This is a genomic window from Microbacterium gorillae (genome assembly GCF_050990725.1).
Taxonomy (GTDB): Bacteria; Actinomycetota; Actinomycetes; order Actinomycetales; family Microbacteriaceae; genus Microbacterium; species Microbacterium gorillae_A.
This window is the reverse complement of the sequence record NZ_CP158844.1, coordinates 2,076,499-2,100,872: the sequence shown is the minus strand read 5'-3', so window position 1 is coordinate 2,100,872 and position 24,374 is coordinate 2,076,499. Positions and strand designations below refer to the sequence as shown.

Here is a 24,374-nt window from a genome sequence, read left to right as displayed (position 1 = left end):
CTATCGCAGGAGGTAACGGGGCGAATCGAAGAAGAGCGCCGCAATGCTCGCCCTCTGATTGACGTGGCGAGGATCGAGCGTGGTCTCTGCAGAGACGCCGAGGAACGCGAGGACGCCGGCGCGGTCGCGGTCATCAGCCGGAGCGCCGAGCACAACCTGGCTCACCTGATCCGCCCAGCCCGCGGCTGTCTGGCCAGAGGGCGGCGTGACGCTCTTCAGGAACTCCTCGGACGGTGAGAAGGTCAGACGGTCACCGTTGACGAGTTCCCGGTGGTGATCCCAGCGCCCGGCAACCTGCCCGGCGCCGAGCCAGGCTTCCGCCACATCCGGATAGCCGTTGGGCGGCCCCCAGCGCAGCGGCGCGTCGCCGAGGTTGTCGGTCGTCCAGAACATGCGGCGAACCTCGTCGATGTTCGTTCGATCGATCGTCATGCCGATGCAGCGGATCACTCCGCTGAGATCGTCCGTCGGCCGGCGTAGCTTCGTGGATTGCGAGCTCCAGAAGTCCTCACTGCAGATGAGCGCCACCATCACCGCTCGGATGTCCGTGTCGGTCGAGAGATAGACGTCGGCGAGTCTCGCCACGAGGTCGGCAGACGGGCGATCGGACACGAACCGAACCGCGAGTTTGCGTGCAATCGTCTCGGCCGTGCGCGGATGACGTGCCAGGTGGGCGATGTACCGATCGCCGAGTTCCAGTCCCGCCGCGGCATCCGTGTTGGGGTCGGTGAAGCCCAGAACGCTCACCGGGCCGAGGGCATGGTGCTCGGGCTCCCAGCTGAAGGCCTGATCCGCGATACGACGGCCGGACATGATGATCGACGAGCTGCGCACCTCCGCCTCGGTGTACGCGCCGTACCCGACGGTGTGTAGCTCCAGGAGCTCGCGACCGTAGTTCTCGTTGACGTCCGCCGCCGTGGAGCGCCGATTGTCGAGCACGACCATCATCGCCGGGTGCCGGGCGGCCGTGTGCAGCATGTCCGCGTACCTGCCCAGCGCATGAGCGCGGATGACGCTGCGGTGATAGTCCGCCACACTCCAGGTCATGCTGTCGCCGTACATCGGCGGCACGTTGAGCGTGTTCGCGAAGACGTCGACGATCTGTTCGAAGATCTGACGCGATCCGAACAGGCGCCGCGCCAACGTGGACTGCTCGGTCTCGCTCGCCGCCCGGGGATCGACGTCGTCTGCGAGAGCGGCGCGTGCTTCGTCGATCGAGAAGTAGGACGCGGGATACCAGGAGCGCAGCACCGGCTCGATGGCGTCCTCGACCTCCGGGTCGAGCTGCTGGGCAACCCATGCACGCAGCCCCACAGTCTCGATCTCCCGCAGCGCGGCCTCGCCCACCGCGAGTCCGGCACGACGCAGGAGATGACGACGGGCGTCGGGGGTATCGGCAACGGGAATCGGCAGGGAGTCGATCGGATGCTGCGGTGGCGCAGGCAGCGCGGGTTCGGAGGGCACGGAAGGTTCGGAAGGCAGCGCCGGCTCGACAGGATCCGGCGTCTCCGGAGCATCAGGGTCCGTGGGTTCCGCGGGCTGAACGGGGTCAGGCTCGCGCGGCAGCGGTGGGTCCACGGGCCGCGGGGTGGGTGGTTGCGGCTCCGCCTGCGTGAGGGAATCATCGCGGTCTTTCGGGGCGTCGGGGCCGACCCCCTGATCCTGGTCGGCGCTCTCATCGGGGCTGATGGTCGACTGCGTTGAGACCGAGGAGTCTGCCGTTTGAGATGGCTGCGGCACCGGTACGGGCGTGGACGTGGGCACAGCACCGGGTCCGCTGCCGCGTATCAGCGAGGCGCTCGGCGATGGCGCGCTCACGGGTGCAGAGCCCCCGCGCGGGGCGATCACGGCAGCAACAGCCGCCAGGGCGGCCGTGCCAGCGGCAGCGACGCCGAGTCGCATGACTGTGCGGCGTCGAGGGGTGGGCTCGTCGTCCTGGCGCGATTCCGGTTGCGCGGAGCTCTCCTTCGTCCGGCGAGAGGCGCGACGGGTGGCGGGGAGGATGTCGTCGGGAACATCCGCTTCGGGGTGCATTGTGGCGTACCTCTGCAAGCTGAATGGAATTCAACGCGGGGACGCAGGGAGGTGATTCGAGGCTAACGAAGCGCGATGAGGCACCACGGTCAGCGGGATGAGGGTTCTCTCACGCTCATGAGAGCGCCTTCACGCTGGGTAGGCTGTCCGAGTGATCGAGACACTCGTGGGCTCCTCGCTCGCCGCCGCAGCCGGTTTGAACGCCTGGATTCCGCTGCTCGTGCTGGGCCTGCTGTCGCGCTTCACCGATCTTGTGCCGCTGCCGCAAACCTGGCAGTGGCTGTCGTCCGATGTCGCGCTGTGGATCATCGGCGTGCTGCTCGTCGTCGAGGTGATCGCCGACAAGATCCCCGCTTTGGACACCGTGAACGACATCATCCACACTGCCATCCGCCCCGCCGCGGGCGGGATCGTCTTCGGCGCCGGCGCCAGTGCCGAAGCCGTGACTCTCGAGGATGCCTCGTCGTGGAGTGCGATCGACTGGGGTCCCATCATCACGGGTGTCGTGATCGCGCTGGTCGTGCACGGGATCAAGGCCACCGCACGCCCGGTGGCCAACCTCGCCACCGCGGGGGTGGCTGCGCCCGTCCTCAGCACGATCGAGGATGGCGTGTCCGTCCTCGTTTCGGTGCTCGCGATCCTGCTCCCGATCCTCGCGATCGTGCTCGTTGTCGCTCTCGTGATCGGTGGCGTGATGCTGATCCGACGCGGCCGACGGCGACGCCGCGAACAGCGGGCGGCTCAGGCCGGCTGAGTCAGACGGGCCCAGAGCTCGTCGGTCTGCTCCCAGGTGTGCTCGAGCGTTCCGCCGGTGTCGATCACGACGTCCGCGAGGGCGCGACGCTCATCATCACTCGCCTGCGATCCGATGCGACGATCGGCGTCGTCCGGCGACAGACCGCGAAGCGTGACCAGACGCTCTGCCCTGATGGCGGCAGGCGCGTCGGCGACGACCACCAAGTCCCACTCCCCCGTGCCTCGCGCCTCCGCCAACAGCGGAACGTCGTAGACGATGACTGCCGACGGGTCCGCCTCGCGAGCCTCCGCGAATCGCCGATGCGACTCACGCTTGACAGCCGGATGGACGATGGCGTTGAGCCGCGCAAGCCGCTCGGGCCGGCCGAACACCGCCTGCCCGAGTCGCGCCCGATCGAGCACACCGTCCACGACCATGTCGGCTCCGAACTCTGCCGCAATCTCATCGAGGAGCGGTTGATGCGGAGCCTGCAGCTCACGCACGATGGCATCGGCGTCGACAATGATGGCCCCGTGGGAGGCGAGACGGGCCGCGACAGTGGACTTCCCGGACGCGATTCCGCCGGTGAGTGCGATCAGGGGCATGCCTTCATCCTGCCACCGGTCCTGTCTGAAAACGGCAACGGGGCCGGGACCCGAAGGTCCCGACCCCGTTGCATGAAGGGCTGGATCAGGCGTTGCCCGAGAGCTTCTCGCGCAGAGCCGCGAGAGCCTCGTCGTCGGCCAGCGTGCCGGACGAGCTGGAGTCGCTCGTGAAGGACGAGGACGCGTCGAACGAGTCGTTCTGCGCCTCGGCCTCGGCGGCCTTGATGACCTGAGCCTTGTGCTGCTCCCAGCGAGCCTGGGCAGCGGCGTACTCCTGCTCCCACTTCTCGCGCTGGGCGTCGAAGCCTTCCTTCCAGGCACCGGTCTCGGCGTCGAAGCCCTCCGGGTACTGGTACTCGCCGTTCTCGTCGTACTCCGCGACCATGCCGTAGAGGGCCGGGTCGAACTCGGTGCCGTACGGGTCGACGGACTCGTTGGCCTGCTTCAGCGACAGCGAGATGCGGCGACGGTCCAGGTCGATGTCGATGACCTTGACGAAGACCTCTTCGCCCACCGAAACGACCTGCTCCGCGAGCTCGACGTGCTTGCCGGAGAGCTCGGAGATGTGCACGAGGCCCTCGATGCCGTCTGCGACACGAACGAACGCACCGAACGGAACGAGCTTGGTGACCTTACCCGGGGTGACCTGGCCGATGGCGTGGGTCCGGGCGAAGACCTGCCACGGGTCCTCCTGCGTCGCCTTCAGCGACAGGGAGACGCGCTCGCGGTCAAGGTCGACCTCGAGGATCTCGACGGTGACCTCCTGGCCGACCTCGACGACCTCGGAAGCGTGCTCGATGTGCTTCCACGACAGCTCGGAGACGTGGACGAGGCCGTCAACGCCACCCAGGTCGACGAACGCACCGAAGTTGACGATCGAGGACACGACACCCTTGCGAACCTGACCCTTGTGCAGGTTGTTGAGGAAGTGCGTGCGGGTCTCGGACTGCGTCTGCTCCAGCAGAGCGCGGCGCGAGAGCACGACGTTGTTGCGGTTCTTGTCCAGCTCGAGGATCTTGGCCTCGATCTCCTGGCCCAGGTACGGGGTCAGGTCGCGGACGCGACGCAGCTCGATGAGCGACGCCGGGAGGAAGCCGCGCAGACCGATGTCGACGATGAGGCCGCCCTTGACGACCTCGATGACCGAACCGGTGACGACGCCGTCGTTCTCCTTGATCTTCTCCACGTCGCCCCACGCGCGCTCGTACTGCGCACGCTTCTTCGACAGGATGAGGCGGCCTTCCTTGTCCTCCTTCTGGAGAACGAGGGCTTCGACCTGGTCGCCGACGCTGACGACCTCGTTGGGGTCGACGTCGTGCTTGATGGAAAGCTCACGCGAGGGGATGACACCCTCGGTCTTGTAGCCGACGTCGAGCAGGACCTCGTCGCGGTCGATCTTGACGATCGTGCCCTCGATGATGTCGCCGTCGTTGAAGAACTTGAGCGTCTTCTCGACCGCGGCCAGGAAGTCCTCCGCAGATCCGATGTCGTTGATCGCGACCTGCTTGGTGGCCGGGGCGCTTGCGTTAGTCATGTAGTGGGTTGTCCTTGTGTGGATGTTTCTCGGGCCGCGCGACATCGACGACGTGCGAGCACGTCTCAGCCGCGAGGCGATTGGATGATTGTGTTGCTGATCACGGCGCGGCGAAACCGCCACAAAACCGTGACAGTCAACACTATCAGAACGACGTAGCCCGCGCGCGTCGGTGATCGCTCAACGCGAACCCGATTTTTCAGCGCACGGCACGCATCGCAGGGCGAAGGGCAGAACCTCGAGCCGTGCTGCAGGAATGACCTTGCCACAGTCCGCGCAGATGCCGTATCGGCCGTCTGCGATCCGCGTCTCAGCGGCGGCGATCTCGCGGAGCTCCTGCTCTGCCGCCGCGCGCTGGGCGTCGAGCCGCGACCACTCCTCGGAGAGCGGGACGCCCTCCGGGTCGTGCTCGTCATCCCCTCCCGCACTGTCGCGCATCGACCCGACGTGCGCCAGCAGATCGGCTGCTGTCTGGGCACGCGACTCTGCGGCCGTGCGACGTGCCGCAAGCACCGCACCCGGGTCACGATTCGCCATAGGACCAACGTACGCCGCTTCCCGAGGGTGTGTCCGTGCGCACGAGGTGGGGACAGGGCAAGATGGGCTCGTGACCCGCACGATGCTTCTCGACACCGCCTCGCTCTACTTCCGCGCGTTCTACGGTGTCCCCGACACCGTGCGCGCTCCCGACGGCTCCCCCGCCAACGCGGTGCGCGGACTGCTGGACATCATCACCAAGCTCGTCAGCACCTACGGACCCGATGAGATCGTGGCGTGCTGGGACGACGACTGGCGGCCGCAGTGGCGCGTGGACCTGATCCCGACGTATAAGGCACATCGCGTTGTCGTGGAGCGCGCCGGCGAACCCGACGTCGAGGAGACACCCGACGATCTCACCGCTCAGATTCCGGCTATCCGGGCCATGTTGGAGTCCCTCGGCATTCCGATCGTCGGGGCTCCCGGATATGAGGCGGACGACATCATCGGCACCCTGGCCACCCGCGCTGCGAACCCGGTGGACATCGTCACCGGTGACCGTGACTTGTTTCAGCTCGTCGACGACTCCCGCGGCGCGCGCGTTATCTATACGGCGCGCGGGATGAGCAACCTCGAGGTCGTGACCGACGAGACCATCATCACCAAGTACGGGATCCGTCCTGACCAGTACGCGGACTTCGCCACGATGCGCGGCGACGCATCCGACGGGCTTCCCGGTGTCGCCGGCGTCGGCGAGAAGACCGCGGCCACACTCCTTCAGCAGCACGAGACTCTTGCCGGCATTCTCACCGCGGCGGAGAACGGGACCGGCATGAGCGCCGGAGTGCAGAAGAAGATCCTGGCGGCAGCGGTGTATCTGGAGGTCGCTCCCACCGTCGTCGCCGTGGCTCGCGGCGTGGACGTCGACGTCACCCCCGGAACGATCGCGCCGATGAGCGAAGACCGAGCCGCCGCAGCACGAGTGCTGGCAGAGAAGTACGGCTACGCCTCCGCACTGGAGAGGTACCTCACGGTTGTGAACGTCTGATCAGCTGCGTCGGGCGGTGAGCCCCGCCCCGATGAGCATGAAAGCGTATGCCACGGTGACGCCGACGAGTGTCCACAGCGGCAGGGTCCACCCACCGGAGAGGTCGTGGAGCAGACCGGTCACCGGCGCTCCGAGGGAGCTGATCACATACCCCACGCCCTGCACCAGTGCGCTCATGCCGGCAGCCTCCGCGTCGGAGCGGGAGATCTGCACCATCATCGCGAAGATGGCGACGAAGCCGCCCGCCTGCGCCACTGCCCCCACGCACATCCAAAGCAGCATCAGCTCAGGGGCAACCGCGAGACCCAGGGTCGTGGTGACCCAGGTCGCGCCGACCACGACGACGGGAACGATCGGAGGGGTGTAACGGGCGAGCACGGGAACCAGGAACGCACCGAGCACCGCGACACCCTGAAACACCGAGGACATCGCTCCGGCCGCAGTGGGATCCAGCCCGAGCCGATCGGCACCGATCGTGGGAAGCCATGTGGTGAGCGCGTAGTACGCCGCCGACTGACAGCCGAAGGCCAACATGAGCAGCACCGTGATCGGTCGAATCCTCTTCTTCTGGGACCCCGCGCTGACCACCGGCGTCGGTCCGGTGATCGTTGCGACCGCGTCTCGCTCCGGAAGCGCATCGACGTAGACGGGGGCAGCCGCTCGATGGCGCGCCATGTGCGCGCTCCACAGCAGGATCCCGATCACCGTGAGACCGCTCCACGCCATCAGCGCCCACTGCCAGCCGATCGCTGCCGCCAGCGGAGCGGTCGCCAGCGATGTGATCAGCGATCCCACGTTGAGCATCGCCGTATACGCGGCCGTCATGGTCGCCACGCGCGCCGGTGGAGCCTCTCGGCGGATGATGACGGGTGCCACGACGTTGCCGATCGTGATCGAGCCGCCGATGATGATCATCCCGACGAGCATCCAGCCGAACCCCGGCAACCCGCGCACGAAGGTCCCGACGAGCACGCCCACGAGCGTGGTCATCAGGGCGAACTCGGCGCCCCGGCGACGGATCACCAGCGCGGCGACGGGCGTCATCAGCGCGAACATCAGAATCGGAGCCGTGGTGAGAAGTCCCGCGGTGCCGGTATCGATCCCGAGGTCGGCGGTGATGCGCGACATCACCGGCGTCGGAGCCACAATCGGCGACCGCATCGACAGCGCTGCGACCAGCACGCCCGCCAGCGCCAGCCAAGGGAGGGAACGGCGCACGGCTGAGGAGGACATCACTTCAGTCTAGGCGTGCACCGTTTCGGCTCACGCGCGCGCCAACCAGGCCTCCAGGCGCGCGAGCGGCCAGGTCGTGACGATGCGCTGCGCCGGCACACCGCACGCCTCCGCGCGCGCCGCGCCATGATCCAGGAGCGAGAGCTGGCCCGGCGCATGGGCGTCAGAGTCGATCGCGAACAGGCAGCCTTCCTCCATCGCGATACCGATGAGATCGTCGGGCGGATCGGCGCGCTCCGGGCGGGAGTTGATCTCCACCGCGACGCCGTGCTCCGCACACGCTGCGAACACGGCGCGAGCGTCCAGTTCGGAGGGTGGGCGCGTGCCCCGCTCCCCGGACACCAGCTGTCCCGTGACGTGGCCCAGCACGTGCATGTGACCGGCTGTGATGGCGCGGATCATGCGTCGCGTCATGTCCTCGCGCGAGCTGCGCAGCTTGGAGTGCACGGACCCCACGACGACGTCCAGGCGCGCGAGCATCTCGTCTGTCTGGTCGAGCGTGCCGTCCTCGAGGATGTCAACCTCGATGCCACGCAGAATCCGCAACGGCGCCTCGATCGTGTCGATCACATCGAGTTGGCTGGCCAGACGCTCGGCCGTCAGTCCGCGTGCCACGCGCAGGCGAGGCGAATGGTCGGTGATGGCCTGGTACTCGTGTCCCAGAGCCGCCGCCGCATCGATCATGGCCTCGATGCCGGCGGTGCCATCCGACCAGTCCGTATGTGCGTGCAGGTCGCCGCGCAGCCGGGGCCGAAGCGTGCTCTCCGTCACGGAGTATCGTGCACGCAACTCAGCCAGGTAGTCGGGCACCTGTCCGTCGAGCGCCTGGAGAATGACCGCCCGGCTCGTGTCACCCACACCCGCGATGTGTGCGGAGCGCAGCCGGTCGCCCAGCTCGTCGGCCGTGAGTCCGGCGATCGCCGCCGCTGCAGAGCGAAACGCCTTCGAACGATACTTCGATGCCCGCTCCCGTTCGAGCAGCGTGGCGATCTCAGTCAGAGCAGCGACGGGATCCATGTCCGCTCCCTGGCACCGCTCAGGCGGTGGCGAGTTCCCGCGTGACGTCGATCCAGGAGGCCAGCTGTGCCTCGGCCGCACCGCTGTCGATCGCCTCACGCGCGTTGGCCGCGGCTTCGGCGAGACGCTCGACCATCGGCCGCTGCACCTGCGTCGCATCCTGCGAGAGACGGTGAGCGACCATACCCGCTGCGGCGTTCAGCACCACGATGTCGCGCACAGGACCGACATCGCCGGCCAACACGGAGCGAACGACTCCGGCGTTGTGCTGCGGGTCACCGCCACGGAGATCCTCCAGGCGTGCGAACGGAATGCCCAGATCGCGCGGGTCGATGTCGTGCTCATGGATGTCGCCGCGGGTCACCTCCCAGACACGACTGTGACCGGTCGTGGTCATCTCGTCCAGACCGTCATCCCCGCGGAAGACGAGGGCGGTGGCACCACGCGTGCGGAAAACGCCCGTGATCAGCGGAACGCGATCCAGCTGCGCGACGCCGACGGCGTTGGCCTCGGCACGCGCAGGGTTGCAGAGCGGGCCCAGGATGTTGAACACCGTCGGCACGCCGAGCTGACTGCGGGTCGCGCCGGCGTGGCGGAACCCGGGGTGGAAGGCTGCAGCCCACGCGAACGTGAGCCCGGTGCGGGCCAGCACCTCGGCGACGCCCTCCGGCGACAGCGACAGGTCGACGCCCAGGGCGGTAACCACGTCGGAGGCTCCGGACGACGAGCTGGCCGCCTTGTTCCCGTGCTTCACCACGGGGACCCCCGCCGCGGCGCACACGATCGAGGCCATCGTCGAGACGTTCACCGTGCTGTGACGATCCCCACCGGTACCCACAATGTCGAGCACATCGACCGGCACGGGCAGCGGAAGGGCCGCTTCCAGAATCGCGTCACGGAAGCCGACGATCTCGTCGACGGTCTCCCCCTTAGCACGCAGGGCGATCAGGAAGCCAGCCAGCTGAGCGTCGCTGACCTCGCCCGCCATGACCTGTCGCATCGCCCACGTGGACTCCCACACACTGAGGTCACGACGCTCCAAAAGGGCGGTCAGCAGGTCGGGCCAGGTGAGCGTTTCGGTCATGTGCCGATCTTATAAGCGAGCGACACGCCGACAGTGCGTCGGCATCTTTGCCGGGTTGCCCGCGGGCCTTCCGCTGCTTCGCCCCTGATGCTCTGCTGGTTCCCAGGGTGCGCGCACGCCCGCCTGAGTGTCGCCCCATCGTCTGAAAGGCGTCAACTGCGAAAACCCTGACAGAAAATCGGCAATAATGGGACTTGTGACGAGCACAGTGACGCATGCCCCCGTGGCGCGAACCATCAAGCGACCCGACCCCGTCTCCGTTGGCACCATCGTGTGGCTCGGTTCGGAGGTCATGTTCTTCGCAGGCCTTTTCGCGATCTACTTCACCCTGAGGAGCACCTCGGGCGATCTCTGGGGTAGCCGCACGGAGATGCTGAACGTGCCGTACGCGTTCGTGAACACCGCCATCCTGGTGCTCTCCTCGGTCACCTGCCAGATGGGCGTGTTCGCCGCAGAGCGCATGCAGCCCTACTCCACCAAGAAGCGCGGCCTCCTGGGCTGGGGCATGGTCGAGTGGTTCTGGCTCACCTTCGTTCTCGGCGCGATCTTCGTGACCGGCCAGGTGTGGGAGTACGCCACCCTCGTCGCCGAGGGTATGCCGATCCAGGCCGACTCCTACGCGTCCGCCTTCTACCTCACCACCGGCTTCCACGCCCTCCACGTCACGGGTGGCCTGATCGCGTTCCTCCTCGTCATCGGACGCGCGTACGCCGTGAAGAACTTCCGTCACAAGGAGGCGACCACCGCGATCGTCGTCTCCTACTACTGGCACTTCGTCGATGTCGTGTGGATCGCACTCTTCATCGTCATCTACTTCCTCAAGTAAGAACCGGAGCTGATACCGACATGGCACGAGAGAAGAAGACTCGCGCGAAGGGTCGTCGTTCCCGCCTCGCCGCGGTGGCGATGATCGGCCTGGGCCTCATCGTCACGGGCGGCGTCTACGCCGGAGCATCCGCGGCGGTCGCCGCGACGACCGACACCAGTGCAGCGAGCACGTTGACCATCGAGGACGGCCAGAAGCTGTTCCAGGCCAACTGCGCCACCTGCCACGGCATGAACCTCGAGGGCAGCGAAAGCGGTCCCTCGCTGGTCGGCGTCGGCGAGCTGTCGGTCGAGTTCCAGGTCTCCACGGGCCGCATGCCCCTGCAGTTCCAGGGACCGCAGGCACCGCAGAAGCCGGTCCAGTTCACCGAGGACCAGATCAAGGCGATGGCGGCCTGGGTGCAGTCCGTCGCTCCGGGTGCCACCTACCCGGCCGATCACGTCCTGGACGGCGAAGGCGACGTTGCGCGCGGTGCGGAGCTCTTCCGTATCAACTGCGCCATGTGCCACAACGTCGCCGCCGCAGGTGGTGCGCTCACCGAGGGCAAGTTCGCCCCGCCGCTGACGTCCACCAGCGCCCTCCACATCTACGCAGCCATGGTCACCGGTCCGCAGAACATGCCGGTGTTCAACAACATGACGCTGACGGATGAGGACAAGCGCGACATCATCTCCTCGCTGCTCTACACGCAGCAGGAGGTCTCCCCGGGAGGCGCGACGCTCGGTTCGCTCGGCCCCGTCTCCGAGGGTCTGTTCATCTGGATCTTCGGTATCGGCGCGCTCGTCGCCATCACCGTGTGGATCACGGCGAAGTCCAACTGACCCGGTCCGCAGAAGAAGTCACGTACGAGGAGCACAATGGCACACGAGGACGACTCGAAGGCGCTGGAATTCCAGCCCTCAGCGGGTCTCGCCGTCGAGGTCTCTGACCCTGCCCGTAACCCCGGGCTCCCCCCGCACCGGGCGCGGATGACGGACAAGGACCCCAAGGCCGAGAAGGCTGCGGAGCGCACGGTCTACACCCTGTTCTACCTTTCTCTCGCCGGCAGCATCTGGGCGGTCGCCGCCTACATGCTGTTCCCGATCGAGAGCGGGCGCCTCATCGATGTGCGCCACAACAACCTCTATATCGGTCTCGGCATCGCCCTCGCGCTGCTCGCGATCGGCATCGGCGCCATCCACTGGTCGAAGGCGCTCATGTCCGACCGGGAGTTCGTCGAGGACCGGCACACCACACGTGGCACGGAGAGCACCCGCGAGGCCGCTGTCCAGGCTTTCGCGGACGCCAACGAGGAGAGCGGCTTCGGTCGCCGCACGATGATCCGCAACTCGCTCATCGCGGCGGTCGCGGCCTCGATCATCCCGGGAATCACGCTCTTCCGCGGGCTCGCACCGCACTCCACCGAGGACGACCCCATCAAGGGCGACCCGGTGAAGCTGCTCGAGCACACCATGTGGAAGGAAGGCGAGTACCTCGCCAGCGACCCCGAAGGCATCCGCATCCGTGCGGCTGACCTCACGCTCGGCTCCGCTGTTCACGTGATCCCGGAGTCGCTCGCCAGCGTCTCGCACCACGACGGCTACCTCGAGGAGAAGGCCAAGGCCATCGTGCTCCTGGTGCGTCTGCACCCCGAGCAGCTCATCGAGGCCGAGGACCGCAAGAACTGGTCGTACAAGGGCATCGTGGCCTACTCCAAGGTCTGCACCCACGTCGGCTGCCCCGTCGCCCTGTACGAGCAGCAGACCCATCACCTGCTGTGCCCGTGCCACCAGTCGCAGTTCGACATCACCGAGCACGCCAAGGTCATCTTCGGCCCGGCGGCTCGTCCGCTGCCGCAGCTGCCCATCACCGTTGACGACGAGGGATACCTGATCGCGCGTAGCGACTTCCAGGAGCCCGTCGGCCCGAGCTTCTGGGAGCGTCATTGAGCACCGCAAGCGAGCCTTTCGAGCAGAAGGCCAACGCCAACAAGCCTCTCGGCGGCAAGTTCGTCGGCGGCGTCGCGAACTACCTCGACGAACGTACGAGCCTCTCGGGCTTCGTCAAGGAGCTCGGTCGCAAGATCTTCCCCGACCACTGGTCGTTCATGCTGGGTGAGATCGCGCTGTGGAGCTTCGTGGTCGTGTTCCTGTCCGGAACCTTCCTCACGTTCTTCTTCCAGGCCTCGATGGTCGAGACGCACTACTCGGGTGCCTATCTCCCGATGAACGGCGTCGAGATGTCCGCGGCGATGGACTCCACGCTGCGTCTGTCGTTCGACATCCGCGGTGGTCTCCTGGTCCGCCAGATCCACCACTGGGCCGCCCTCGTCTTCGTGGCCGGTATCGGTGTGCACATGCTGCGCGTGTTCTTCACCGGCGCCTTCCGCAAGCCGCGCGAGCTCAACTGGGTGATCGGCTTCGTGCTGTTCATCCTGGCCATGGCCGAGGGCTTCACCGGCTACTCGCTGCCGGATGACCTGCTCTCGGGTAACGGTCTCCGCATCATCGACGGCATGGTCAAGGGCATCCCGCTGATCGGTACCTGGACCTCGTTCCTCCTCTTCGGCGGCGAGTTCCCCGGCGACCAGATCGTCGGCCGCCTCTACACGCTGCACATCCTCCTGCTGCCGATGCTCGTCATCGCCATGGTGGGTCTGCACCTCGTGCTGATGATCATCAACAAGCACACACAGTTCGCCGGCCCCGGCCGCACGAACAACAACGTCGTGGGCTTCCCGATGATGCCGGTGTACATGTCGAAGATGGGTGGCTTCTTCTTCATCGTCTTCGGTGTGATCGTCCTGGTGGCCTCGCTCTTCCAGATCAACCCGATCTGGAACTACGGACCCTACGACCCGTCCCCCGTGTCGGCCGGTACCCAGCCCGACTGGTACATCGGCTTCGCCGACGGAATGCTGCGTCTCATCCCGCCGCACCTCGAGACGATCATCGGCAATTACTCGTTCACCTGGTACATCATCATCCCGCTCGTGGTCCTCGGTGGATTCATCGTGCTGGTCGCGCTGTACCCGTTCATCGAGGCCTGGATCACGGGCGACAAGCGCGAGCACCACATCGCCCAGCGTCCGCGCCACGCGCCCACGCGCACCGCGATCGGCGCCGCCGGTGTCACCTTCTACGCGGTCATGTGGGCGGCGGCATCGTCCGACCTCATCGCAACGCACTTCCACCTCACGATGGAGGGTGTGATCCACTTCCTGCAGGCCTCGCTCATTCTGGGTCCGATCGTGGCGTACTTCATCACGAAGCGCATCGCGATCGCACTGCAGAAGAAGGATCGCGAGATCGCCCTGCACGGCTACGAGTCGGGTCGCATCGTGCGACTTCCCGGTGGCGAGTTCATCGAGGTCCACAAGCCGGTCGACGCCTACGAGCGCGTCAAGCTGGTGGACTACGAGACCTACGCCCCCCTCGTGGTGCGTCCCAACGCTCAGGGTCGCATCCCGTGGACGCAGAACCTGCGGGCATCGCTCTCGCGCTGGTTCTTCGAGGACCGTCTCGCTCCTGTCACGCAGGCCGAGGTCGAGGCCGCGGAGGCTCATGCCGCACACGGCGTCGAAGGATCGCACGGCGACGAGCACGCCGCGATCGGCGCGAGCGACGAGCACAAGTAAGCACAGCGGTGAAGGGCCCCGACTTCGGTCGGGGCCCTTCACCGTTTCCGCACGTGGGCACTCGCTGCCCCACGTTGACCTCACTCAGAGACGGCCTTCGCGGCAGCGGTGAGACGAGCAGTGCACATCGCCCTCTCTCCCCTCGGGCGTGGCAGCTCGTCCGCGCCGACATGTCGGAGCCACCGCGGTGAGTCCCTGGGCGAGCTCGCAAAAGGGGCGACGGACCACGTCCGTCGCCCCTGATCGCGCAACATCAGTTGAGATCGAAAGACACCAGGCCGGGGTTGTGGGCGGTAGCTGCCTGAAGCGTGCGGACAAGATCAGGCCACTGCGGCATCGGCTGGGCGTCGGGCTTGCCCACCGCGGCCCCGTAGGAGAACTTCTTGCGGACACCGGTCGGCCCCACCAGCTGCAGGCGGCGCTGCTGATAGGTTTCTGGCGTAAGCCAGATACGGCTGATGCCCGAGTACGGGTAGACCGTGCCGTCGATGGTGATGCCGGCGCTGCCGATCTCCGTGACCTTCGGGTACTTGCGCGACTCGGTGACGGTACCAAGCCAGACCAGAACGCAGACGACAGCAACAAACCAGGCGACAAACGCGGCCATCAGCAGCGTGAACTCATCCGGCGACCGAATTCCCAGATAGGTCAGACCCGCCGCAATCACCGCGACAATCGCCGCGACGATGAGCGCGACCCGTCCCCGCTTGCGCATCGGTGCCAGGTTGACCGTGAACGTGCGCGGAAGCCCGATGGCCGCCGACGGAGTCGTCGCGAACTGCTGCGTCAGCGGCGCGCCCGAGGGGTCGACAGCGGGCTGACCCGCCAGAGCACGTGCCTCAGCCTCGGCCTGCGCCATCGCGGCCCGGCTCTCCGCGGTCAGGAGCGCATACATCTCGTTGAACGCGTTACGGCTCATCGCGCTGAAGGTGACTTTCGTCTCACCCCCGGGATAGTGCGCGATCAGCGTCCGCTCGGTGTTCGTCGGAATGCCGTTCGTGCTGTGCTTGACGACATGCGTCGAGAAACCTGTGACGGCGCGATCCCAGCTGTGCAGCACCTTGCCCGGCCGACGCACCTCGACCGTGGTCGGCGTGACGACGACACGCATGTTCGTCCACACGAGCGCGGAGCCCAACATCAGGACGGCCACCACGGCGACCACCGCGCCTGCCACCGTGAAGCGCAGCGCGTGGGTCATGGTGTTCGGGAGGAACTTCGGGATGAACAGGAACGCGAGCACCGCGATGATCGCGATCACGAAGATCGCGGAGATGATCTTTCGCGTCTGGGACTGACGGAACACGCGTTCCGTTGGAGCCCCACTGGTCGGGTATGAATGCATGAGTCGATGCTACTGACACGCGCGTACCGCCCCAGAAACTGCGCGAGAATTGACTCATGGTGTCGTCCTCTCAGGCTGCTGTGCTCCCCCGCGCACGCTGGCAGGACCTGCAGGAGCGGCACATCGCTCGAGCGGACGAGCTCACGGCGGCGCACCGCGAACGTATCGCACGACGCGAAACGCACCCGGTCTGGGACTTCCTCTTCACCTACTACTCGTACAAACCCGCCGTGCTTCGTCGTTGGCATCCCGGTGCCGGCATGGTGCTGGCGGACGCGGCCGACGCTCCCCAGGCGACCTGGCGCTGGTACCGACTGCTGCGCGAGACAGGTGAGGTCAGCGTGGACGTCGACGCGTTCTGGCGTGACCGTGGCGACGGCACCGAGCATGTGCGCGCTCTCCTGTCGGCGACCTCGACTCGTCCGGCCCGATTCGGGTGCTTCGGCATGCACGAGTGGGCGATGGTGTATCGCCAGACCGAGCACCGTCATCCCGTGCCGCTGCGCCTGGGTCAGGCGGGCACCGACGACGTGGTGGAGGCGCACGACCTTCGCTGCACGCATTTCGACGCGTTTCGCTTCTTCACGCCGGAAGCGGAGCCCCGCAACGAGAGACAGCTGACCCGCGATTCGCAACCCCGATCGGAGCAGCCCGGCTGCCTGCACGCCGGGATGGATCTCTATAAGTGGGCGCTGAAACTCGGACCTGTCGTTCCCGGATCGGTACTGCTGGACAGCTTCGAGCTCGCTCGTGACATCCGCGAGCTCGACATGCGCGCCTCTCCCTACGACCTGAGCGACTGGGGCTTCTCCCCCGTTCCGGTGGAGACGGCGGAGGGGAAGGCGGAGTACGTACGCCAGCAACGCGCGTTCGCCGACCGCGGGCAGCGGCTGCGCGATGATCTGATCGGTGCGGTTGAGCGCGCTCGCCCGGTGACGGAGGTCTTGGCCTAGCGGGACCGCCGAGGCGTCATCTTCTCGTCGTAGGACGTCAGAGCCTCCCACGCGCTCACGTTTCGGACGGGGCTGGTCGCGGTACGGTGCGCGGCGATGAACGTTCGGAGCGGGTCCGAATCACCGGATGCCGGATAGCCGGGGATGTCAATCGGAGCCATGGCCACACCACGGCGAACCACATATGCGTCATACACGGTAGTGGCGGCGAGCTCGGTGAGCCCCATCCCCGCGGCTGGTTCCGTCATCCCCGCGCAGAAGCCGGCCGGCCACCCGTACTTCGAGTGGTTCTGCGCGATCTGCACCGTATAGAGCACACCGGTGATGATCCGCTCCTGCTCCTCGCCGTACAGATTGGTGCCCTGACGAGACGCGGTCTCCGCGCCGTTGATGATCGCGGCGAGACCCATGGATGCGTGCCCGAAGTCCCGGCAGGACTCCTGGTTCTGCCCGTTCTGCACGGCCAACTGCGGATCTGTCTTCGGGCGCGTCTGGCACGCGGCAGGCTTGTCCGCGAGCCAGCGGCAACTGAGCATCGGCGCAGACTCGAACCGTCCATCCCCGCCTTCGGGAACGACGGGCATGGGACCATCGGAGGTGAGATGAATGTAGGCGCGAGTCGCCTCCCGCCACATGCTCACCGCTTGGTCGTACAGCGCGCGGTCGTCGAGAAACACGGCGGCGTTCATCAGTCCGTCTGCTGCGGAGAGCTTCCAGTTGCCGTTGTTTCGGCCGTAGTCGAACGTCGTCAGCGTCGGAATCACGCTGGTCCGAAGCATCGCTTCAAAGGCTTCGACGTCAAATGCCGGCTGTCCCTTCGCCGGGGTGTAGGTGTAGCGGATCAACTCGGCACCGCGAATCATCTGCTCCGCCATCCACGCGGTCACCAGGGGTCCGTTCGATCCCCCACTGCCGCGATAGTGCGCGCTGTACCCGTTCAGGATGGCAATCGCGCGCTGGGCGTGCGCGCTCTTGCCGGTGTAGGAGTACATCAGCGCCTGGCCGTACACCGCTCGCGCGTCGGCCTGCTGTTGTGAGCAGCCCACGTCGGGGTTGTTGAACGAGCCGCAGAAGGACACACACCCCGCGGAGCTCGACGTGTTGCACGACCCGCCGAGGGTCGCGGAGCCGGCAGGCGCGAACGATGTGAAGTCCGGTGCGCCGAGTCTGAGATACGGCGACGACTTCAGATCGTTGAACAGGGCGGTCCAGGGCGCATCCTTCGCGCGAAGGTGTGATCGGGTGGCGGCAAGGTCGGCGAGATCGACGAACACACCGGGATGGACGAACCCCGCGGCCGATGTGACCGGATGAAGACGGTCGAGCGCGGCCGTCGTGCTGGGCGGTGCTGCTGCGGACGGTGCCGGCGTGCTCGGCGACACCCGCGCGGTCGGAGCCGCGCCGGTGCTCCGCGGACTCGGCGAGCTCGGTGCCGAGGCCTGGACGGACGGAGCGACCGCCGCGCCGGCCTCGCCGTTGCCGATCATGGTCGCACCGAGGATCACGAACACGAGAAGGACCGCGGTCGCGATTGCGAGGGGTGCCGCCGACGTCAGGGGGATCGATGTCGAGGACCGGTGTTTCATATGGCCTCCGAAGGGATCACGTCAGCCTAGACATGCCTCCCTGGAACGCGATGGGTGCCACCCCGCGGATTCCTGAGACGCGTGCCCCCCTCGTTCTTATGTCGGACACCCGCTGTTTGCTCGCGCCCACTACCGTCCGGGGACTGCAGCGCTCTCGCGCCTTCGACCGAGTGAGGAACAGATGTCATCCCAGGACAAGACCCGCCGCGCCGCCGCGGCAGCGGACTCCGCCGTGACCGCCGCGCGGAAGGCCGCGAAGTTCTCGAAGACGCTCCCCGACAAGCAGGCCGCCAAACTCGCACCGCTCATCACCGACGCGAAGAAGGCGGGCACCGTCACGAAGAAGCAGCTAGAGGACAAGCCACGCCGAATCGAGCGCGCGGCAACAGAAGCGATCCTGGCGCTCGCCGACGCGACCGCGAGGGCTGAGCAGCGCCTGGCGACGAAAGCGCACGTGAAGAAGTCTGGAGAGACGCAGGCGGGCGAGAGGAAGACCGGCACAAAGAAGACGGACGCGAAGAAATCCCACCTCACGAAGTCCGACGCCAAGCGATCCGATGCCGAGAAGTCCGACGCGAAGAAGTCCGACGCGAAGAAGTCCGACGCGAAGAAGTCCGACGCGAAGAAGTCCAGCGAGAAGAAGTCCGACGCGAAGAAGTCCGACGCGAAGAAGTCCAGCGAGAAGAAGTCCAGCACGAAGAAGCCGGACCCGAAGAAGTCGGACCGGAAGAAGTCCGGCAAGAAGCCAGAAACGAAAAAGACCGCACGCAAGAAGCGATCCGCCCCCGTACCTGCCGTGCTCGCATCCTCCCCCGCCGCCGATTCACCGCGTCCCGCTGGCGCACGTATCGCGACCCCTGCCGCCACGTCGAGCGTGCTCCAGAACCTCACGGTGGCGGCGCTGCGTGCCCGGGCGAAGGCCGAGGGCCGGGTGGGCTACAGCCGACTGTCCAAGGCCGAGCTGATCGCACTCTTCGCCTGACATGCAGGCATTTCTCGACCGCGAAGCGGAAGCAGCACCAGCGCGAACCCTGCTGGACATCCTCCAGGCCTCCGCCGCCGCCCACCCTGATGCGTCGGCCATCGACGACGGTGAGGTGTCGCTGAGCTACACCGAGCTGCTCGCCCACGTCTGGCGCACGGCCGAACGCCTGCGGGACGCCGGCGTCCGCCGCGGCGATCGCGTGGGGATCCGGCTGCCGTCGGGAGAGCGATGGCTGTACATCGCGATCCTCGGCACCTTGGCGGCCGGTGCCGCGTACGTTCCTGTCGACGTGGATGATCCGGACGAGCGTGCCGCGCTGGTGTTCGCCGAAGCCGGCGTCCGCGGGGTCGTGGTCGCCGGTGGCGTGTTCCAGAGCGCCGAGGGCGATCGTCTCGCGGCGGACTCCCTGTTCGCCGGCGACGGGACGCAGTCCGCAACGCGACCACTCGCGGTCCTCGACCCACCGGGCCTCGACGATGATGCGTGGGTGATCTTCACGTCGGGTTCCACCGGAGTGCCCAAGGGCGTCGCGGTGTCGCACCGGTCAGCGGCCGCCTTCGTCGATGCGGAACGCCGCCTCTTCCTGCAGTCTGCGCCGATCAGTGACGGCGACCGCGTGCTCGCCGGGCTGTCGGTCGCGTTCGACGCGTCCTGCGAGGAGATGTGGCTCGCGTGGGGTCACGGCGCGTGTCTCGTCCCGGCACCGCGTGCCCTGGTGCGCGCGGGCTCGGATCTGGGCCCCTGGCTGCTCGGGCACGGCATCACCGTCGTGTCGACGGTACCGACGCTCGCCGCCCTGTGGCCGCAGGACGCCATCGAGAACGTCCGTCTGCTGATCTTCGGTGGCGAGGCGTGTCCGCCCGAACTGGCCGCCCGTCTGGTGGCACCGGATCGTGAGGTGTGGAACACCTACGGACCGACTGAGGCGACCGTGGTGGCCTGTGCGGCGCTCATGGACGGGACGGTTCCGATCCGCATCGGTCTCCCCCTCGACGGCTGGGCCCTGGCCGTGGTCGATGGGGACGGACAGCGCGTGCCCGACGGCGAAGCGGGCGAGTTGATCATCGGGGGCGTCGGGCTCGCGCGCTATCTCGATCCGGCAAAGGACGCCGAGAAGTACGCCCCCATGCCGACACTCGGCTGGGACCGTGCCTACCGCTCCGGCGACCTCGCCCGCGCGGATCCGGAGGGACTCGTCTTCCTCGGGCGCGCTGACGATCAGGTCAAGGTGGGCGGGCGGCGGATCGAGCTCGGTGAGGTGGAGGCCGCGCTGCAGAATCTGCCCGATGTATCCGCCGCCGCTGTTGCCGTGCGTCACACCGATGCGGGGGTTCCGCTTCTCGTCGGCTACGTCGTTCCCGCCGAGGGATTCGACCGCCAGCAGGCACGCGCGCGCCTCGCCGATACGCTGCCCACTCCCCTGATCCCCCTCCTCGCGCTCATGACGGATCTTCCCGTACGAACGTCAGGCAAGGTCGACAAGGCGGCCCTCCCTTGGCCGCTCGACGACGGTGACGCGGCGGACTCGGGGCTCACGGGCACGGCCGCCTGGTTGGCCGAGCAGTGGTTCGGCGTGCTCGGCCAGCGTCCCACCGACGAGAATGCGGACTTCTTCGCGCTCGGTGGCGGGTCGCTCGCGGCCGCGCAGCTGGTGTCACGCATCCGTCAGCGCGCTCCCGAGTTCACCATGGCCGACGTATACGACCTCCCGCGGCTGGGCCGCATGGCGGACGCGATCGATGACGACGACGCGACATCGACAGCGGTCTCGTTCTCAGCCGCTGCACCCACTCCACTCACGATGCGAATCGTCCAGACTCTTGCCGGCGGTCCGCTCTTCGTCTTGAGCGGCATCAAATGGCTCCTGTGGCTGCTCACTGCGTCGTGGTTGCTCCGACTCGTTCCCGGCTTCGATTTCCTGCCGCATGTTCCCGTGTGGGCACTCATCCTCGGGCTGATCGTGTTCGCCACTCCCATGGGCCGAATGGCAATCGCCGCGGGCGCCGCACGGATCCTGCTCGCGGGCGTGCGCGGCGGCGACTATCCGCGCGGGGGAAGCGTGCACATCCGGCTGTGGTTGGCAGAGCAGATCTCGCAGCAGATCGACCCCGTCGGGTTTGCGGGTGCTCCGTGGGTGAGCTACTACGCTCGAGCGCTCGGGGCGAAGATCGGGCGAGACGTGGATCTGCACACGCTCCCGCCCGTCACGGGTCTCCTCCACGTGGGTTCAGGTGCAGCCATCGAGCCGGAGGTGGATCTCGCGGGCTACTGGATCGACGGCGACACCGTCCGCATCGGGGAGATCCGCATCGGTGCCGGCGCGACGATTGGGGCCCGCAGCACTCTGGCCCCGGGTACGCGCATCGGCCGCGGCGCGGAGGTGGCACCCGGGTCCGCCGTCTTCGGTCGCGTGCGCGCCGGACAACGCTGGGCCGGATCACCCGCCGTTCGCGTTGGTGGCAAGTCTCGGCCGCTCGCAGCCGATCGACCGCCCGTCCGACGTCGCTGGCTGTGGGCCTATGCGGCCTCGTCCGCCCTGCTGGGGTTGCTTCCGCTCGTCTCGTTCGGCGTCGGTGGCCTCGTGTTGGCAGCGGGAACACGCGGAGCGGATCGCATCGTCGATGCGATCCCGGGACTCGTCATCTGGGTGGTTCCCGCGGTGCTGAGCGTCGGGCTGACGATCGCCCTGCTGGTGCTCGGCGTGGTTCGCCTGCTCGCCATCGGACTGAAGCCCGGAGTGTATCCCGTGCGAAGCAGGGTCGCCTGGCAGGCCTGGACGACCGAGCGCCTGCTCGATGCGAGCCGCACGATCCTGTTCCCGCTGTACTCCAGCCTCGCCACTCCCGTCTGGCTCCGCGCGCTGGGTGCTCGGGTCGGTCGGGATGTCGAGGCGTCCACCGTGTTGCTGCTGCCGTCGCTCACGACGATCGATGACGGCGCCTTCCTGGCCGACGACACCATGGTCGCCACCTACGAGCTGCGCGGCGGATGGATGCGGCTGGCACCCGCGCGTATCGGCAAGCGGGCCTTCCTCGGAAACTCCGGCATGGCGGGAGCCGGCCACAAGGTCCCGAAGGACTCTCTGGTGGCGGTGCTGTCTGTGGCTCCCGACAAGGCGAAGGCCGGTTCGTCGTGGCTGGGATCCCCACCCGTACGATTGCGGCGTGTCGTCAACAGCGCGGATCTCGAACTCACCTACCGCCCGCGTCCCGCGTTGCGATACGCGCGAGCCGCTTGGGAGCTGTGCCGCATCCTGCCGGTGATCGTGTCGTGCGCGCTGGGGCTGGCTGTGCTGATCGCGCTCGCTTGGGTCATCGAGAGCAGCGCGCTCTGGGTGGCCGTCCTGGTGTCGGGTCCGGTTCTTCTCCTGGCTGGAGCGGTGGCGGCAGCCGTGACCACGGCGGCGAAGTGGATGATCGTCGGCCCGATTCGTCCCGGCGAGCATCCGCTGTGGTCCAGCTTCGTCTGGCGAACCGAGGTCTCCGACACGTTCACGGAGATGCTCGCGGCCCCGTGGTTCGCTAACGCTGCGGCCGGGACTCCCGCCCTCGCGATCTGGTTGCGCTCCCTTGGAGCGAAGATCGGTCGTGGCGTCTGGACCGACAGCTATTGGCTGCCCGAACCTGACCTCGTGCGGCTCGGGGACGGTGCCGTCGTGAATCGCGGATGTGTGGTTCAGACGCATCTGTTCCATGATCGAGTGATGAGCCTCGACACCGTGACCCTGGAGCAGGGCGCCACTCTCGGCCCGCACAGCGTGGTCCTGCCCGCCGCAACGCTGGGCAAGCACGCCACCGTGGGTCCCGCGTCGCTCGTGATGCGCGGAGAGACGGTCCCTGTCGGCAGCCGGTGGAGCGGCAACCCGATCGGTCCGTGGCGCGCTGTCCGTGTGCGGTCGTATCAGGACGCCGACGCGTGATCGCGGACGACTACACACCCCATTCCGGCGACTCCTCCCTGCGGGTGTCGACGTATCACCTCGAGCTGGACTACAAGGCGTCGACCAATCGGCTGAGCGGAACGGCTCTCATCCGCGGACGCTTCCGTCGACCGTCGCGTTCGATCAGTCTCGATCTGGTCGGTCTCGCGGTCACGAAGGTGAAGGTGGCCGGAGATTCACGAGCGACGTTCACCCAGTCGGATCGCAAGGTGAAGATCGCCCTGAGCGCGGAGCGGGAGCGGGGCGACGAGTTCGAGGTGAGCATCTCCTATGCGGGGTCGCCGCGTCCGCGTCGCACCCGCTGGGGCACCCTCGGCTGGGAGGAGCTGGAGGACGGCGTGCTGGTGGCCTCTCAGCCCATCGGCGCTGCCACCTGGTTTCCGTGCAACGACGTTCCTGCCGATAAGGCGCAGCACACGGTCGTGCTCACCACCGACCCGCTGTACACCGTGGCCACGGGCGCTCCCGCTACTCGTCGGCTGGTGAAGGGCCGATCCGAGTGGACCTTCACCCAGGCGGCGCCGATGGCCACGTACCTGTCCACCGTGCAGATCGGCCGCTATGCGCGTACGGACGTGCGGCTGGGCTCCACGGCCGGCATCATCCTGTACCCGCCGCTCTTGCAGGACCGGGTCGCCCGCGACTTCGCGGACCTCGATGCCATGATGCGCACGTACGAGACGCTCTTCGGCGCGTACCCGTTCGACCGGTACACCGTCGTTGTGACGCCCGACGAGCTGGAGATCCCGCTGGAAGCGCAGGCGATGGGGATCTTCGGCGCCAACCACATCGACGGCGAGGGCGGACTGGAACGCCTGATCGCGCACGAACTCGCCCACCAGTGGTTCGGAAACAGCGTGGGGCTCGCACGCTGGCGCGACATCTGGCTCAACGAGGGATTCGCCTGCTACGCCGAGTGGATCTGGTCCGAAGCCTCCGGTGGACCGACGGCTCACAGTAAGGCGCTCGCACATCACGGCCGCCTCGCGACAGAAGCGCAGGATCTGGTGATCTCCGATCCGGGTCCGGACGCCATGTTCGATGACCGCGTCTACAAGCGTGGCGCCCTCACCCTGCATGCGCTGCGGCAGACGGTGGGTGACGAGAGCTTCTTCGAGCTCCTCCGCGCCTGGACCCGTCGCTTTGCTCACGCGACGGCGAAGACCCAGGACTTCATCGCTCTCGCCGAGGACGTGTCCGGCGTTGCTCTCACGGGTCTCTTCCAGGCCTGGTTGGAGCAGAAGGCACTCCCCTCGCTACCGCCAGCTCCTGGTGCGCACGAGCCGGCGCCGCTCACCGAGGTGATCCTGCTCCCCCGCGGCGGGATCTCGGACGATCCTGAGGGGCGTCTCTAA

Annotated in this window: 19 protein-coding genes; 10 read left to right on the top strand and 9 right to left on the bottom strand. The window is 67.2% G+C overall.

Annotated features, from left to right (window positions below):
* Window positions 1–2,034, bottom strand: a complete 2,034-nt coding sequence (locus ABTV68_RS09435) for a DUF1800 family protein (RefSeq protein ID WP_433677374.1) — start codon at window positions 2,032–2,034, stop codon at window positions 1–3.
* A gap of 151 nt (window positions 2,035–2,185) precedes the next feature.
* Between ABTV68_RS09435 and ABTV68_RS09430 the strand changes: the two genes are divergently transcribed.
* Entirely contained in the window at window positions 2,186–2,788 is a 603-nt protein-coding gene (locus ABTV68_RS09430) for a DUF4126 domain-containing protein (RefSeq protein WP_433677373.1), read from the top strand.
* On the opposite strand, the gene coaE is transcribed toward ABTV68_RS09430, so the two are convergent.
* The 3 genes from coaE to ABTV68_RS09415 all read right to left on the bottom strand — a co-directional run bounded on the left by coaE (window position 2,776) and on the right by ABTV68_RS09415 (window position 5,446).
* A complete protein-coding gene (gene coaE, locus ABTV68_RS09425; RefSeq protein WP_433677372.1) occupies window positions 2,776–3,375 on the bottom strand; it encodes a dephospho-CoA kinase in 600 nt (199 codons plus the stop codon). The two genes, ABTV68_RS09430 and coaE, sit on opposite strands and share 13 nt — an antisense overlap.
* Window positions 3,376–3,460: 85 nt before the next feature.
* Window positions 3,461–4,909 carry a 30S ribosomal protein S1 gene (gene rpsA, locus ABTV68_RS09420; protein WP_433677371.1) on the bottom strand — a complete coding sequence of 483 codons (1,449 nt, stop codon included), beginning with the start codon at window positions 4,907–4,909 and terminating at the stop codon, window positions 3,461–3,463.
* Between the two features lie 180 nt (window positions 4,910–5,089).
* A complete protein-coding gene (locus ABTV68_RS09415) occupies window positions 5,090–5,446 on the bottom strand; it encodes a TraR/DksA family transcriptional regulator (protein WP_433677370.1) in 357 nt (118 codons plus the stop codon).
* Window positions 5,447–5,528: 82 nt separating this feature from the next.
* Here ABTV68_RS09415 and ABTV68_RS09410 point away from each other — a divergent pair, with 82 nt between their 5' ends.
* Window positions 5,529–6,434: a 5'-3' exonuclease gene (locus tag ABTV68_RS09410; protein WP_433677585.1), complete on the top strand. Its 906-nt coding sequence runs from the start codon at window positions 5,529–5,531 to the stop codon at window positions 6,432–6,434.
* Here the strand turns inward: ABTV68_RS09410 and ABTV68_RS09405 are convergent, their stop codons facing one another.
* The 3 genes from ABTV68_RS09405 to trpD are packed head-to-tail and all read right to left on the bottom strand — an operon-like array spanning window position 6,435 to window position 9,768.
* Window positions 6,435–7,667, bottom strand: a complete 1,233-nt coding sequence (locus ABTV68_RS09405) for an MFS transporter (protein ID WP_433677369.1) — start codon at window positions 7,665–7,667, stop codon at window positions 6,435–6,437.
* A gap of 30 nt (window positions 7,668–7,697) precedes the next feature.
* On the bottom strand, window positions 7,698–8,684 hold the full coding sequence (locus tag ABTV68_RS09400) for a PHP domain-containing protein (protein WP_433677368.1): 987 nt from the start codon (window positions 8,682–8,684) through the stop codon (window positions 7,698–7,700).
* Between the two features lie 19 nt (window positions 8,685–8,703).
* On the bottom strand, window positions 8,704–9,768 hold the full coding sequence (gene trpD / locus ABTV68_RS09395) for an anthranilate phosphoribosyltransferase (protein WP_433677367.1): 1,065 nt from the start codon (window positions 9,766–9,768) through the stop codon (window positions 8,704–8,706).
* A 187-nt stretch (window positions 9,769–9,955) separates the two neighbouring features.
* Between trpD and ctaE the strand changes: the two genes are divergently transcribed.
* From ctaE to qcrB, 4 genes are read left to right on the top strand one after another with little or no spacing between them, the layout of a single operon-like run.
* Complete coding sequence (gene ctaE / locus ABTV68_RS09390) at window positions 9,956–10,594, top strand: aa3-type cytochrome oxidase subunit III (protein WP_433677365.1); 639 nt, start codon at window positions 9,956–9,958, stop codon at window positions 10,592–10,594.
* Window positions 10,595–10,614: 20 nt separating this feature from the next.
* Complete coding sequence (gene qcrC / locus ABTV68_RS09385; protein WP_231090001.1) at window positions 10,615–11,415, top strand: cytochrome bc1 complex diheme cytochrome c subunit; 801 nt, start codon at window positions 10,615–10,617, stop codon at window positions 11,413–11,415.
* Window positions 11,416–11,451: 36 nt separating this feature from the next.
* Window positions 11,452–12,522 carry a cytochrome bc1 complex Rieske iron-sulfur subunit gene (gene qcrA / locus ABTV68_RS09380; protein ID WP_433677364.1) on the top strand — a complete coding sequence of 357 codons (1,071 nt, stop codon included), beginning with the start codon at window positions 11,452–11,454 and terminating at the stop codon, window positions 12,520–12,522.
* Window positions 12,519–14,210 (top strand): cytochrome bc1 complex cytochrome b subunit, encoded by a 1,692-nt coding sequence (qcrB, locus tag ABTV68_RS09375; RefSeq protein WP_433677363.1) that lies wholly within the window; start codon window positions 12,519–12,521, stop codon window positions 14,208–14,210. The genes qcrA and qcrB overlap by 4 nt, the downstream gene beginning before the upstream one ends.
* A 253-nt stretch (window positions 14,211–14,463) precedes the next feature.
* Here qcrB and ABTV68_RS09370 read toward each other — a convergent pair whose 3' ends face one another.
* Window positions 14,464–15,555 (bottom strand): hypothetical protein, encoded by a 1,092-nt coding sequence (locus ABTV68_RS09370; RefSeq protein WP_433677362.1) that lies wholly within the window; start codon window positions 15,553–15,555, stop codon window positions 14,464–14,466.
* A gap of 56 nt (window positions 15,556–15,611) precedes the next feature.
* Between ABTV68_RS09370 and ABTV68_RS09365 the strand changes: the two genes are divergently transcribed.
* The gene (locus ABTV68_RS09365) at window positions 15,612–16,508 is read left to right on the top strand and encodes a 3-methyladenine DNA glycosylase (RefSeq protein WP_433677361.1); all 897 of its coding nucleotides are present in this window, start codon (window positions 15,612–15,614) and stop codon (window positions 16,506–16,508) included.
* On the opposite strand, the gene ABTV68_RS09360 is transcribed toward ABTV68_RS09365, so the two are convergent.
* Window positions 16,505–18,094 carry an alginate lyase family protein gene (locus ABTV68_RS09360; RefSeq protein WP_433677360.1) on the bottom strand — a complete coding sequence of 530 codons (1,590 nt, stop codon included), beginning with the start codon at window positions 18,092–18,094 and terminating at the stop codon, window positions 16,505–16,507. The genes ABTV68_RS09365 and ABTV68_RS09360 overlap by 4 nt on opposite strands.
* A gap of 181 nt (window positions 18,095–18,275) precedes the next feature.
* Here ABTV68_RS09360 and ABTV68_RS09355 point away from each other — a divergent pair, with 181 nt between their 5' ends.
* From ABTV68_RS09355 to ABTV68_RS09345, 3 genes are read left to right on the top strand one after another with little or no spacing between them, the layout of a single operon-like run.
* Window positions 18,276–19,076 (top strand): hypothetical protein, encoded by an 801-nt coding sequence (locus ABTV68_RS09355; protein ID WP_433677359.1) that lies wholly within the window; start codon window positions 18,276–18,278, stop codon window positions 19,074–19,076.
* Window position 19,077: 1 nt separating this feature from the next.
* Complete coding sequence (locus ABTV68_RS09350) at window positions 19,078–22,998, top strand: Pls/PosA family non-ribosomal peptide synthetase (protein ID WP_433677358.1); 3,921 nt, start codon at window positions 19,078–19,080, stop codon at window positions 22,996–22,998.
* Window positions 22,995–24,374 (top strand): M1 family metallopeptidase, encoded by a 1,380-nt coding sequence (locus tag ABTV68_RS09345; RefSeq protein WP_433677357.1) that lies wholly within the window; start codon window positions 22,995–22,997, stop codon window positions 24,372–24,374. Before ABTV68_RS09350 ends, ABTV68_RS09345 begins: the two co-directional genes overlap by 4 nt.